The 13,115-nt window shown below is 37.7% G+C and carries 13 protein-coding genes and 1 other annotated feature; of the genes, 3 read left to right on the top strand and 10 right to left on the bottom strand.

Annotated elements, in window-relative coordinates; all coding sequences use genetic code 11:
- Positions 1-3: 3 nt before the first annotated feature.
- The 4 genes from trpC to trpE are packed head-to-tail and all read right to left on the bottom strand — an operon-like array spanning position 4 to position 3,861.
- Positions 4-777: an indole-3-glycerol phosphate synthase TrpC gene (trpC, locus tag BJL90_RS07785; protein ID WP_070966214.1), complete on the bottom strand. Its 774-nt coding sequence runs from the start codon at positions 775-777 to the stop codon at positions 4-6.
- Positions 774-1,793 carry an anthranilate phosphoribosyltransferase gene (gene trpD / locus BJL90_RS07780; RefSeq protein ID WP_070966211.1) on the bottom strand — a complete coding sequence of 340 codons (1,020 nt, stop codon included), beginning with the start codon at positions 1,791-1,793 and terminating at the stop codon, positions 774-776. Before trpD ends, trpC begins: the two co-directional genes overlap by 4 nt.
- 35 nt (positions 1,794-1,828) lie before the next feature.
- Entirely contained in the window at positions 1,829-2,398 is a 570-nt protein-coding gene (locus tag BJL90_RS07775; RefSeq protein ID WP_070966208.1) for an anthranilate synthase component II, read from the bottom strand.
- Entirely contained in the window at positions 2,395-3,861 is a 1,467-nt protein-coding gene (gene trpE / locus BJL90_RS07770) for an anthranilate synthase component I (protein ID WP_070966205.1), read from the bottom strand. The genes BJL90_RS07775 and trpE overlap by 4 nt, the downstream gene beginning before the upstream one ends.
- A 149-nt stretch (positions 3,862-4,010) precedes the next feature.
- Positions 4,011-4,270 (bottom strand) — a binding site (T-box leader).
- 499 nt (positions 4,271-4,769) lie between these two features.
- Here trpE and aroF point away from each other — a divergent pair.
- From aroF to BJL90_RS07755, 3 genes are all read left to right on the top strand, one after another.
- A complete protein-coding gene (gene aroF, locus BJL90_RS07765; RefSeq protein WP_070966203.1) occupies positions 4,770-5,771 on the top strand; it encodes a 3-deoxy-7-phosphoheptulonate synthase in 1,002 nt (333 codons plus the stop codon).
- Between the two features lie 264 nt (positions 5,772-6,035).
- Positions 6,036-6,584, top strand: coding sequence for a hypothetical protein (locus BJL90_RS07760; protein ID WP_156778736.1), 549 nt, complete (start codon positions 6,036-6,038; stop codon positions 6,582-6,584).
- A gap of 149 nt (positions 6,585-6,733) precedes the next feature.
- Positions 6,734-6,925 carry a hypothetical protein gene (locus BJL90_RS07755; RefSeq protein ID WP_070966197.1) on the top strand — a complete coding sequence of 64 codons (192 nt, stop codon included), beginning with the start codon at positions 6,734-6,736 and terminating at the stop codon, positions 6,923-6,925.
- 593 nt (positions 6,926-7,518) lie between these two features.
- Here BJL90_RS07755 and BJL90_RS07750 read toward each other — a convergent pair.
- The 6 genes from BJL90_RS07750 to BJL90_RS07725 all read right to left on the bottom strand — a co-directional run bounded on the left by BJL90_RS07750 (position 7,519) and on the right by BJL90_RS07725 (position 13,111).
- Positions 7,519-8,493: a DUF4367 domain-containing protein gene (locus BJL90_RS07750; RefSeq protein WP_070966194.1), complete on the bottom strand. Its 975-nt coding sequence runs from the start codon at positions 8,491-8,493 to the stop codon at positions 7,519-7,521.
- The gene (locus BJL90_RS07745; RefSeq protein WP_335617829.1) at positions 8,490-9,089 is read right to left on the bottom strand and encodes a sigma-70 family RNA polymerase sigma factor; all 600 of its coding nucleotides are present in this window, start codon (positions 9,087-9,089) and stop codon (positions 8,490-8,492) included. The genes BJL90_RS07750 and BJL90_RS07745 overlap by 4 nt, the downstream gene beginning before the upstream one ends.
- A gap of 205 nt (positions 9,090-9,294) precedes the next feature.
- Complete coding sequence (locus BJL90_RS07740) at positions 9,295-9,924, bottom strand: MBL fold metallo-hydrolase (RefSeq protein WP_070966189.1); 630 nt, start codon at positions 9,922-9,924, stop codon at positions 9,295-9,297.
- A 129-nt stretch (positions 9,925-10,053) separates the two neighbouring features.
- Positions 10,054-11,151, bottom strand: a complete 1,098-nt coding sequence (gene eutH / locus BJL90_RS07735) for an ethanolamine utilization protein EutH (RefSeq protein ID WP_070966186.1) — start codon at positions 11,149-11,151, stop codon at positions 10,054-10,056.
- Positions 11,152-11,216: 65 nt separating this feature from the next.
- Positions 11,217-11,765, bottom strand: coding sequence for a BMC domain-containing protein (locus BJL90_RS07730; RefSeq protein ID WP_070966185.1), 549 nt, complete (start codon positions 11,763-11,765; stop codon positions 11,217-11,219).
- Complete coding sequence (locus tag BJL90_RS07725; protein ID WP_070966182.1) at positions 11,762-13,111, bottom strand: 4Fe-4S dicluster domain-containing protein; 1,350 nt, start codon at positions 13,109-13,111, stop codon at positions 11,762-11,764. The genes BJL90_RS07730 and BJL90_RS07725 overlap by 4 nt, the downstream gene beginning before the upstream one ends.
- Positions 13,112-13,115 lie beyond the last annotated feature (4 nt).

Here is a 13,115-nt window from a genome sequence, read left to right as displayed (position 1 = left end):
GTTTTACCCCCTAAATTCTCTGATCTTTTTCCCTATATCATCAGCTACCATAAAACCTTCTCCGATCAAAACAGCATTCACCCCTAACGCCTGTAGGAATTTCATGTCTTGTCTTGTATGAATACCACTTTCACTTACAATCACTTTATCCTTTGGAATAGAGGTCATCAGTTTTTCTGTGGTCTTTAGGGTGGTTTTAAAGGTTTTTAAGTTCCTATTATTGATACCAATGATTTCTCCCTCTGCCTCCAATACCTTTTCTAATTCTTCTGCATTGTGAACCTCCAGCAGGCAATAAAGTCCTACTTCCTGCGCAATTTTTTGAAAATCTACTAACTGTTGTTTCGTCAATATTGCGGCAATCAACAAAATGGCATCTGCCCCCAACAGTTTTGATTGATAAATTTGATAGTCTTCTATGATGAAGTCCTTTCTAAGCAGAGGACAGGAGGTAATGCTTCTCACCTGTTTTAGATAGGCATTATTTCCTTGAAAGAACTTATCTTCCGTCAGCACCGAGACAGCTTCCACCTTACTTTCCTCATAGCAAACAGCAATTTCTACAGGATCAAAGTTTTCCCTGATAACGCCTTTTGAAGGAGAGGCTTTTTTTATCTCTGCAATGATGGCCAATTGATTTTCCTTGCTTAGAAGCTTTTTAAAGTTTCTAGGGGGATGAATACAGCTCAATTCCTCCATCAGCTTCCCTAAAGGAAGTTGTTGTTTTTCTTCCTCCACCCTTTTTTTCTTATAGTCCACGATTTTATCTAAAATCATTGTTTCATCTCCTGACTAAAAGCAATAAGTTGATGTAGTTTATCTAAAGCTAAACCCATATCAATGACTTCCCTAGCTTGATCAATCCCTTCTTCTAAAGAATTTGCTGCCTTACCCACATAAATCGCTGCACCAGCATTTAAGAGAACCATGTTTCTTTTTCCTCCTCTCTCACCCCTTAAGACATTTAAAAGAATTTCTGCATTTTCCTCAACATTCCCACCTTGTATTTCCTGTTTACCTGCTAAAGGTATATCAAATTTTCTGGGATCAATAGCATAGGTCGTCACTTTCTTATCTTTTAGTTCGCTTACTTTGGTTTTATCGGTGATGGTGATTTCATCTAAGCCATCAAATCCATGTACCACCATCGCCCTCTCTACACCTAGGCCCAGCAATACCTCTGCCATAATTTCTGTAAGGGAATCATCAAAGACCCCTAAAACCTGCCCTTGAACAGCAGCTGGATTCGTCAAAGGACCTAGTATATTAAATATGGTTCGAATACCTAATTCACGTCTTGGAAGAACAGCATGCTTCATGGCTTGATGAAAATTAGGAGCAAACATAAAACCTATGTTTAATTCCTCAACGCACCGTTTTACTTCTTCCGGGGTTAACTGAATGTTTACGCCTAATTTTTCCAAGACATCCGCACTGCCACAACTACTGGTTACTGAGCGATTCCCATGCTTTACCACAGTTACACCAGCAGCGGCGGCTATGAAAGCCACTGTAGTAGATATATTGAAAGTGTTACTATGATCCCCTCCTGTTCCACAGGTGTCAATGGCATAACAGCCTTCAACATCCACTTTTAATGCTTTTTCCCGCATCACCCTAGCACTTCCTGTAATTTCCTCTACTGTTTCCCCCTTCATCCTCAAAGCCGCCAAAAAACCACCAATTTGGGAGGGTGTAGCTTCCCCCTCCATGATACTTTGCATCACCCTCATCATTTCCTCTTCTGTCAAGTGTTGTCTCTTTATCACCTTATCAATAGCAAACTGAATCATTTTATACACCTCCGACAGTTTAAATCGCTAACCGCTTATTTTTCTATTTTCAAGAAATTTTCAAGAATTTTTTTGCCTTCCTCCGTAGCAATGGACTCTGGATGAAACTGCAAACCAAAAATCGGATATTCCTTATGCTGTAGTGCCATAATTTCTCCTGCTGGTCCCCTGGCAGTCACCACCAATTCCTCTGGCAGGCTTTCCTTTTCCACCACCAAAGAATGATAGCGTGTCACCTTTAAGGGACTAGCAATGCCGGAAAATAAATTGCTTTCATCATGGGAAATCATAGAAGTTTTTCCATGCAGCAATACTTCTGCATGAACAATTTTCCCACCAAATACCTCGCCTATCGCCTGATGTCCAAGACATATGCCTAAAATAGGGATTTCTTTTCCCAGTTCCACAATAACATTTTCACTAATACCTGCATTTTCAGGAAAACCTGGTCCCGGGGAAATAATAATATGGGAAGGCTTTTTCTCTTTTAGCGCTTCCACACCGATAGCATCATTTCTAAAGACCTCAATATCTGGATCAATTTCTCCTATATACTGATAAAGGTTATACGTAAAAGAATCATAATTGTCTATAATCGCAATCAACTTACCCTCTCCTCCAATCTGTTCATGGTTACCATCAGCCCTTCTAGCTTTCTTAGGGTCTCTTTATATTCCTCTTCTTCATTGGAATCCGCTACAATCCCAGCTCCCGCTTGAAGATAGGCTTGCTTCTCCTTAAATACAATGCTGCGAATGGCAATACACATATCCATGTTGCCATTAAAACCTAAATAACCTACAGCTCCGCCATAAATACCTCGCTTTTTATTTTCTAGTTCGTCAATGATTTCCATCGCCCTTACCTTCGGCGCCCCCGATAGGGTTCCTGCCGGTAAACAAGCCACCAAAGCATCATACATGTCATATCTTTTTTTCAGCTTTCCAATCACATTTGATACAATGTGCATCACATGGGAATATCTGCAGACCTCCATATATTGGCTTACCTCCACGCTGCCAAACTCCGCTAGTTTACCAATATCATTTCTCGCCAAATCCACCAGCATAAGGTGTTCTGCTTTTTCTTTTTCATCTGCTAGTAAATCCTTCGCCAACAGCTCATCCTCTTCAGCATTTTTTCCTCTGGGCCTTGTTCCTGCAATAGGGCAGGTTTCTATGATTTGGTCCTTTACCTTTACCAAAAGCTCTGGTGATGATCCTGTCAACTGATAATCTCCAAAGTCAATATAAAATAAATAAGGAGAAGGGCTTACACTCCTCAGGTTTCTATAGACTTCAAAGGGAGATAGCTCGGTTTTTACCTGTAAACGCTGAGACAAAACAACTTGAAAAATATCGCCATTTCTGATATACGCTTTTGCTTTTCTTACCTTTTCCATAAAACTATCCTTTGTTTCATTGCTCTTATATTGAAGCTCTGAAGCACTTTCATTCCTCTCCATTAAAAGAAAATTCTTCAATATCTCCTCCTGTATTTTTTTAAGTCTTTTTACGCCATTTTCGTAGAGCTTTTCTATCTCTTCTTCTATGGGCAAATTGATGATAATCTTAATTTTTTGTTTCACATGGTCATATACAATAATTTCTTCTGCCACTAAAAGATGTACCAGCGGAAGATGCATGTCATCCTCATTGACACAGGGTAGTTTCTCGTAATTTCTTATAATATCATAGCCTATATAACCTACCCCGCCTCCAATAAAATCCGGCATATTTTCCATTTGGGGAGCTTCATAATCCTTCATAATTTCCTTGATAATTTCTATTTCTTTTCCCTTTTTCTCATAAGTTGCATCTCTTCGCACAACGGTTACTTGATTGTCTCTGCCTTTAATGATGATGAAGGGCTTTCTGCCAATGTAAGAGTACCTTCCCCGCTTTTCTCCACCTTCTACGCTCTCTAATAGATAGCAATTGGCAGTATTACACAGCTTTTTAAACAAGGTAATAGGGGTTTCGGTATCTCCCTGTATCTCCATGGAAATAGGGATCATTTTATAGGTTTTGCTTAAGTCTTTAAATTGGTGATATGTTGGATAAATCATTGTGTTTTTCTCCTCTCTATAAAAAAAAGCACTTCATCCCCATAGTAAGGACGAAATGCTTTAGATTCCGTGTTGCCACCTTGATTAGATATATAGCGTCTCTAAAACAGATGCAGGTTATAGGGAAATAAAAAAACACTTCTATCCCCCTATAGGACGAAATGTTTCTACTCCGTGCTGCCACCTATTTTAGATGATCTATATCATCTCACTCTTCCAGGTACGGAAATAGATTTCTATTTCGATACCCTGTCTTTATAACGTAAGACCTACGGCTAGTGATACTCTCTAAAGATTTCCCACTGCTTCTCATGGAACCATTCAATAAGTCTATCTGCATCGGGCTTTCACCATCCCCAACTCGCTTTGGCTTCAGAGCTCATCTACTCTTTCCAATCTCAGAATTTATGATAAATTATGTTTTTTATAAATTTTAATACGATTCCTTTTATCTGTCAACAGTAAATTTAAAAATATCTCTACTAAAATTTTTTATGAGGTTTTAAAAAAATTTGTATTGACATACTTAAAAAATTTCATTATAATTTGATTAAAATTTTCTAACAATTTGATACTTAATTTTGCTAAATACATACAATAAGTATATAACATACCATTTTATTTCGAAGGGTGATTTCCATGTTAACTAAAACCAAAGAAATTTGCCAACTTCATATCTATTATTTTAACTTTTACTGGGGCTTTTACTTTTTTAGCGCCAGCTATTTTGCATGGAAAAAAAATAGATATGAAAGCTTCTTTCTAAGGAAAAATATGGATGAAAAGCTGATACCAGCATAGTTTTTCTCACTTTCACAAAGTAGTATGATTATACAAGTGGATTCCTAAGAAGGAGTCCACTTTTTTATTTTGTATAAAATTTTATTAAAAACAAGGAGGAGTTAACAATGGTTATTGTAATGAAACCAGGTGCACCACAGGAGATTATTGAAAAAATTGAAAAAAAGATGATTAGTTTAGGATGTGAGGTTCATATGGTACAAGGAGCAAGTTACTGTGTATTGGGTTTAATAGGAGATACCAATAAAATCAATCAGGGTCAGATTGAAGCCAATGACTATGTAGAAAAAGTGCTACGGGTACAACACCCCTTCAAATTGGCCAGCAGACTTTTCCATCCCGAAAATACTGTTGTCCAAGTAGATGGTGTCAAAATCGGTGATGGCAATGTGACGATTATGGCGGGGCCCTGCTCTGTAGAAAGTGAAGAACAATTAATGACAACCGCCTTTGCTGTGCAAAGAGAAGGAGCCCATATCCTTAGAGGCGGTGCTTTTAAACCAAGAACTTCTCCCTACAGCTTCCAGGGAATGGGGGAAGAAGGCTTAAAAATCCTTAGAAAAGCTAAAGAAGCCACTGGTATGCCTATTGTTACCGAGGTAATGTGTCAAGATACTTTTGATATTGTGGAGGAATATGCAGATATTCTCCAGATCGGTGCTAGAAATATGCAAAACTTCCCTCTCTTAAAGAGAGCAGGAAAAAGTCAACGTCCCATCCTTCTAAAGAGAGGTTTATCTGCCACCATAGAAGAATTATTGATGTCAGCGGAATATATTATGGCAGAAGGCAATCACAATGTTATTTTATGTGAGCGCGGTGTTCGAACCTTTGAAACCTACACAAGGAATACCTTCGATGTTAGTGCTGTGCCTGTCATCAAAGAACTAAGCCATTTACCTATTGTTACTGACCCTAGCCATGCCACAGGAAAATGGTCTATGGTAGATCCTCTGGCAAAAGCCTCTGTTGCTGCCGGCGCTGATGGGCTCATCATCGAAGTGCATCACCAACCAGAAGTTGCTCTATGCGACGGTGCTCAATCTCTTAAACCTGAAAAGTTTGCTCGATTGATGAGAGGTATTGAAAAGCTTGTGGCGATTCGATAACTAACCGGCTTATCATGATATTGTTTTTGGAGTATAACCTTCTTTTTCTAAGCACTGCACAGATAAGAGCTTTCAATCAGGTGAAGCATCTGCTTCACCTGATTACCTAAAGTTTTAGCTTAGTAAGCCCAGTTGAATCAAAGCATAACAAGCTGTGTATATTTCTGAGCACCACTTGGATCTTATCTATTGTTTTTTCACAAACTATAAGAATAGTCCCTATCATAAGTGGCTATTTAATAAATAAAAAGATGGTGAGCACTTTTGAAAAGATTAAAGGATAGGAAAGCATTATTGATAGTCGTTTCATGGATGATTACGTTGACTTTGGGTGGATGGATGATTCATTTTCTAAATCAAGAAAAACAAGCTATTGCCTCTATCAATGAACAAGGTCAGCTTTTTCAACCTCTGACAGTATATCACTTAGCAGACAGTTTCTTCGAACTTTCTCCCACACAAATTCCTTATTATGAGAGAGGAAGAATTGTGTATGTAGAAGATGATGTTTTCAAACAACATGAAGAAGGTCATCAACCTTGGTTGAGCAATCCTATCGATGTGGTGACTGTGAATTGTTCTAATTTAATAGCTCAAAATGCTATGATTTTAAATGAACATGTGCACTATAGCAAAGAAGAATTAAAAACTAAAAATGGCATTTCCATTAAACTACTAGAAGAAAAAGAAGAAATAGCAGAAGTTGAAATGATTGTTCCCGGACTAGGAAAATATCATATTACTTTACGCTCACCTAAAGGAACAATGATTTACTTTATTTCACGTATTCAATTCCACATGAGTACCAAGTAGAAAAGTGATTTTCGTAATATAAGCACAGACATTGAAAATAAAATTTTTACTCTTTTAGGACTCTCCTTAGGCACCACTCAGGTTATATATGATGAAAATAAGAATGCTTTTTATTTTTCAATTGGAAGAAGAATGAAGGAGGTTTAGTTATGGATGCATTATTATTCAAAAAAATATTAGGTGAAATGCCACATCCTAAGCCAGAGGATGTAGATGCATATATTGGTGATCGGATAGCTATAGCTTTACCTAGAACTGACATTTATTCTGAAGGTCATCATATTCACGGAGGCTATCAATTTATCATTCCCTTTACGACATCCCCTACTTTGAACAAATGATGCTTTAATCAACGTTCCTGCTAAATCAATTGACTTGACAGCATGGTTTTTTACACTCAAAGATGAGGAGTACGCAGCTTGTTCTTTAGGACATAACGGTATGGTTCAAGGCCGATTACCGAATGGTAAACGTGTATCGGTAAGTGTTGAGACAATTGGTGGAAACTTTATAGTAAATAATTTTATTGAGGACACTTGTACTTCTGTTTCTTGCTTGTATTGTCATAATATCATCTTATTAAAGAATAACATATCGACAGTTAGAAGACATACAAAACGTCCGCTTGTCCACGGATAAGAACTTTCAGGCAGGTGAAACAGACGCTTCACCTGCCTGTCTAAAGTTTTAGCTTGCTTAAAATCAGCTGAGTCCAAATTCATTCTGGTTCATCCCTATACAGATATATTCTTTTTAATATAGAAGATACTTACATAGATATACGCCTATGAATTTTAATATACTAAGGACTATTTGCAGTTCTTAGCTGGTCTTTAAACCAAAGGGAAGCAGTACACCGTGTATATTAAAATTCAAGTTTAAAGGCATATATCTATTCGTTTTAACACCTACAATAGCTACGATAGCCTCTTCATTATTTAATAGATTCCGCAATCTTAATTAACTCAGCTTTACTAATTTCGCCTCTGCCGCTTAGCATATACAGTGTGTTATTTGCCTCCCAGTCAATACTTCTATTATCAGATATTATGGCATCTGCACCATTGATTTTTATTTTTTCAATCTTCCCATCTGTTGCCATTTCGTATGCTGTTTCTTCATCAGCAAATCTTTGTTGCATATAAATATATTTTCCTGTTTTATTGTTGGTAAAGTATAGGCTAATATACTTACTGTTGTTTACTGCTCCATCTTCATCTTTATAAAACTCAGCTCTATCAAATTGGTAATCCTCGGGTAAATAACTGGGAAGAAGAACTTCAAAGCAAGTATATTGATTTAATTTACTAAGATCTTTTATCACCAATACCCTCTCATCTCTCATGCCCACAGTTGTTATTTCTCCAGTTGTAAAGCACATGTCAACAATTTCTTCACCATCGGCTGTATAGAACTTCCCAGTATATTGACTTGAAAATACCTCTACTTCTTTCCCTTCTTCGTCAAACAACTTGCCCTTTAACACCTCTGGAACAGGAAAATTTTCTTGTTGATATCCAGCAGGTTCAACCTGTATAGCTTTTATATGACCAAGACTTATTGTATTGATTACCTTCTCCACTATGTTATGAGCAAAAGAGGGCTGGATGAGTGAGATACTCATGATACATACCACCCCCAGTGCTGCTGCGGCAGCAAAAACTTTTCTAAACTTATTTGCTTTTTTCATAGGAATCTCTCCTTTACATTGATTCATACTTTGCAAAGTGTTTTTCAATACTTTTTCTTTGTCACTGTCTCTACTAAAATCCTTATCCATCAAATTCTTCCCTAGCTCTAAAAGTTGGCTGTACTCTTGGGACATCAGCTTATCATTGTTATCTTCTATCTCAGTCATACAAGCCTCTAAATCTATAGAGAATTTCTCTTCCATATCCTTTGGATTCATAGCCATTCCTCCCTTTCCATTTCCTTTTTTAACTTCTTCATTGACCGATAGAGAATTACCCCAACATTGCTTTCTGTAATATGCAATATTTTTGCAATTTCATTGTTTTTTAAATTTCCACCAAATTTAAAGGCTATAATATTTCTTTCTCTTTCATCTAAAGTCTTTATTGCCTTGATAAGTTCATCATTGGTTTCTGTTATCAGAATCATATCTTCTGGTGTCTTTTCTCTCGATACCAACTGCTTCACTTTATCAAGAGAGAAGGAAAAAAACTTTTGCTTTTTTAAGCTTCTAAAATGATCCCTTAGAATATTTTTAGCTATGGCAAAGAGCCACACCTCAAAGGGTGCTCTCTTTTCATCATACTTGTCAATACTGATCATTATTTTTTCAAAAACCTGACTTGTCAGATCTTCTGCTGTAGATTGACAGTGAACGCGATAATATATATAGTTGTAAACCCTCCTATAATAGGTTTCAAAAATATGCGTAAAGGCTTCTTCATTACAAATATTTTTCTTGATGTCACCTTTATCTAGAACATTTATTAAAGCAAACTGCTGCATCTTCTGGCAGTCCCTCCCTTCCTTCATCTTTTTACTTAGCTAAGTAATTTCACATGTTAATACGCAAAACCTTTCATTTTATTACATATATTTTATATTTTGTATAAATAAAAAAAGCTCCAGCAATTCTATTAATCTGTCTTTGATTATCATTATAAAATCAAAAATCAGAATAATACATGCTAGAGCCTAATCAATTCTCTACCTTCCCCAAAATCCTGTATTTCTTTCACTAATTTAAGTACTGCACACCCCTCCCCTTAACCTCCAACATTAAAGCAGCTTCTCCATGGCCTGGGTAAATCATGGTATCATCCGACCATTTAGAGACTTTATTTACAATACTTTTCTTTAAACTTTCTTCACTGCCACCCTCTAGGTCAGTTCTACCTAAATCATCACTAAAAATCGTGTCTCCCGTAAAGATGATACTACTATCTTTTATCTTAAGACAAATTCCTCCTGGAGTATGACCAGGGGTGTGGATCACCTGTAGTATGATTGTACCTATGGAAATCATATCTCCATCGATTAACGTCTTATCCGGCTTTATGGATACAGCTGTTCTTCCACCAATGCTAGATCGATTCATCTCAGGCTTTTGCAATCCTTCCGCTTCCTTTTTATGGGCATAGATAGGGCAGCCGTATTTTCTCTTCAGTCCTTCTACTCCGCCTATATGATCATAGTGGTAATGGGTTAAAAGAATACCTTGAAGCTTTAATGCATGTTTATCAATATACTGAATCAGTACTTTTTCCTCATCCCCCGGGTCAATAATGAGAGCCTCCAAGGTATTTTTATCATAAATAATGTAACAATTGGTTTCGTTCATACCCACAACAAATTTTTTTATCTCCATAAAAAATCTCTCCTTACTTAAAATCAATACGTTTTTTTACTATTATACTACTTTTACATAAAAAACATAAAGATAAAACCTGATTTTCACCAAGTTTTACCTTTATATTTTTTAGTCTAGTGGTTTCTATTATTTTGCCGCACTTTCCCTTGCTGCAGTTTTATTGGCAATAAAGATAGCCACCATCACAGCAGTAATACCACCTACTAGTTTACCTACCACCATTGGAAAAATCATATCTTGGTTTACACCAGCAGTAAAGCCAAGATGATCGCCTAAAACAAAGGACGCGCTCACTGCAAAGGCAACATTGATGATTTTTCCACGATGGTCCATATCCTTCATAAGCCCAAACATAGGAATATTATTGGCCAAAGTAGCTACCATACCTGCAGCCGCAACATCCCCCATTCCCAGTAGCTTCCCTAGCTTCATTAGGGGCTTATTAAATACTTTCGTTACAAAATGAACCATTGGAAAAGCTCCTGCCAGCATAATGGCAATTTCTCCTACGATTTCGATTCCCTCAGATACTGGCGCCATACCGGGAATAATGACAATCCCTGTTAAGGTTTCCACTATAATGGCTGCTAATCCTATTGTAATCACCACTACAACACCCTTACCAAAAACCGTGAAGCCTTTGATCATCTTTTCAGGTGCTTTCCATAATCCAAGAGAAAGTAATAGAGATACTAAAATAATTGGCACTAAGTTACTTAAAATCATTGAAATGTCAAAACCAGCTACGATTCCCCCAACAAAGGAACCGATTGGAATCGTAATCATCCCTGCTAGAACCCCTGTTGCTAAATACTTATGATCCTCTTTTTCAATAATACCTAAAGCTACAGGGATGGTAAAAACAATGGTTGGCCCCATCATAGCTCCTAAGATTAGTCCAGCAAATAGTCCTGCTTCTTGGCTTTGCGCTAACTGCATCGCCAAAGGATATCCACCCATATCATTAGCTAATAACGTGGTTGCAAACATCGAAGGGTCTGCACCTAAAAATGTATAAACCGGTACAACGATAGGCTCCAGAATTGTAGCCAGTACTGGCGCTAAGGATACAACCCCCACCATTGCCACAGCTAGAGAACCCATTGCAATGATTCCTTCGTCGAACTTTTCTCCTAAACCGTATTTGTTGCCTATGATTTTATCCAGGGCACCCAATACCATGAAGGCTACCATAATATAAACAATAATTTCATTAATGTTCATAAACACACCTCTTCCTTTGAATTTTTAATAAACACCTTTGTATTTCAATAAGAAGACTTTTACTTCTACAGCAACTTTTCGAACAACTCTTTTCGTGGAGATGGGATGACACTTTTTTCTACCATCATGCCTTTTTCTTTCCCGATGACTGCTCCAACTTCCACTGCTTCTTGGACAGAACTGACATCTCCGCATAGTGTGATAAAGGACTTACCTCCTATAGAAAGACCTAAGCGGATTTCAATAAGGGTAACAGCAGCGGCCTTTGCAGCAGCATCCGCGGCTACAATGGAGGTAGCAATATTAAAAAATTCCAACACGCCAATAGCATTTACCTCTTGGACAGTATTTGTACCATGAATGGCATCAATTAGCTGAGGATGTATACTTGGTAAAATTAAATGATCAACAACATAAGCGCCACCTATTTCCTTGCCTGCATCCATGGCGGCTTCAACAGCTCCCACATCTCCGCATATGAGTATAATATATTTACCGGGACATACAGAATGTGCTTTTAATAGCTGTACATCCGCTGCCTTTATCATGGTGTCCCCTGTTTCTACGCCTCTAGCAATACTATTCAGCTCTATTAATCCTATACTTCTTATCATTGCATCACCACCTTCTCTCCAGCCTCAATCCAAATAAATTCATTGTTTACTTCTTTAATTACACCCTGTATACTGGCATGGATATTGGCTCCTACATCCTTTTCTTCTACCGTTGCAATCAGTTGACCTGCTTCTACGACGCTTCCAACCTCTACAATAGGCATTGCTGTTTTACCAATATGCTGCCTCAGTGGTATTTTTACTTCTTCAGCTTCTATACAAGCATATCCCTCCTGAATCTTACCAGCATACCTGTGAAGGTCTAGTCTTGACAACAGTCTTTCTGCTGGTACCTTTCTATATTCCCGCACGCCATGGACTTCACTTTGTGCAGGTGAATTTGAATACTTTATCCCTTCCTTTCGAAGGAGGTTTTTAATCTCTCCGTTGATGCTTTTAGGAGAAAGCCCCATAGGACAAGCATAAATCTGGCATACACCACACTCACAACATAAAAGAGCTTCTTTTAATATCTCATGTTGCTGTTTATCTACTGACAAGCTTCTCATAATTCGGTGGGGGCGCAAAGGATGACCAATCAGGTTTCTTGGGCACAAATCTGTACAAAAAGAGCATTGGATACAAGCAGACCGACTTCTGTTAATCATTTGTGCCAAATCCTGCTGCTTGTTTTTGAAAAGAAAATGTTCCTGAGGCAGCAAGATCATTGCCCCTGTTGTTTTTGTCACCACTTCTTGACTTAGCTGACTTTTGTCTATCATCCTGCCCATCATAGGACCCCCTAGGATAATACCATAATCCTGTATCGTTGCTGCACCTGCTGCTTCAATACATTTATCAAGAGAAGTACCGATAGGTGCATAAATGATAGAGGGATTTTTCACCTCCCCTAAAACTGTAATAAATTTGTGTGTGACAGGTTTTTCATGGAGGGCTTCATAGATATTTACCACTGTACCTACATTACACACCACAACCCCTACATCCTTTGGAATACCTCCAGGGGGAATCTGCCTCTGGGTCAGCTCGTATACCAATACTTGCTCATCTCCTGCGGGATAAAAGTTATTAAGGAAACAAAGCTCTACCCTTGAATTTAAAGTCTCGATGGCTTTTGTAAGGGCTTGTACTTCCCTGGTGTTTTTCTTTTTTACACCAATTATAACTTTTTTTGCTTGAATTTGATCCGCTATAATCCCTAACGTTTCAACGATTTCATGGCTTTTATACCGTATTAAAAATTTATCGGTTTCTAATAAAGGTTCACACTCCACTGCATTGATTAACAAACATTCTGCTACACCCTTCAGCTTAATATGGGTTGGAAAGCCAGCCCCGCCAGCCCCAACAACGCCGGCTTGAAATATTTTTTCTAAAATATTCATTTTA

The sequence above is a fragment of the Clostridium formicaceticum genome, assembly GCF_001854185.1.
Classification (GTDB): domain Bacteria; phylum Bacillota; class Clostridia; order Peptostreptococcales; family Natronincolaceae; genus Andreesenella; species Andreesenella formicacetica.
This window is presented reverse-complemented; position numbering and strand designations above follow the sequence as displayed.

Coding starts and splice junctions, on each gene's coding strand:
- trpC (WP_070966214.1), bottom strand. CDS start 777: ATGATTTTAGATAAAATCGTGGACTATAAGAAAAAAAGGGTGGAGGAA.
- trpD (WP_070966211.1), bottom strand. CDS start 1,793: ATGATTCAGTTTGCTATTGATAAGGTGATAAAGAGACAACACTTGACA.
- trpE (WP_070966205.1), bottom strand. CDS start 3,861: ATGATTTATCCAACATATCACCAATTTAAAGACTTAAGCAAAACCTAT.
- aroF (WP_070966203.1), top strand. CDS start 4,770: ATGGTTATTGTAATGAAACCAGGTGCACCACAGGAGATTATTGAAAAA.
- BJL90_RS07755 (WP_070966197.1), top strand. CDS start 6,734: ATGGATGCATTATTATTCAAAAAAATATTAGGTGAAATGCCACATCCT.
- BJL90_RS07750 (WP_070966194.1), bottom strand. CDS start 8,493: ATGAATCCAAAGGATATGGAAGAGAAATTCTCTATAGATTTAGAGGCT.
- BJL90_RS07745 (WP_335617829.1), bottom strand. CDS start 9,089: ATGAAGGAAGGGAGGGACTGCCAGAAGATGCAGCAGTTTGCTTTAATA.
- BJL90_RS07740 (WP_070966189.1), bottom strand. CDS start 9,924: ATGGAGATAAAAAAATTTGTTGTGGGTATGAACGAAACCAATTGTTAC.
- eutH (WP_070966186.1), bottom strand. CDS start 11,151: ATGAACATTAATGAAATTATTGTTTATATTATGGTAGCCTTCATGGTA.
- BJL90_RS07730 (WP_070966185.1), bottom strand. CDS start 11,765: ATGATAAGAAGTATAGGATTAATAGAGCTGAATAGTATTGCTAGAGGC.
- BJL90_RS07725 (WP_070966182.1), bottom strand. CDS start 13,111: ATGAATATTTTAGAAAAAATATTTCAAGCCGGCGTTGTTGGGGCTGGC.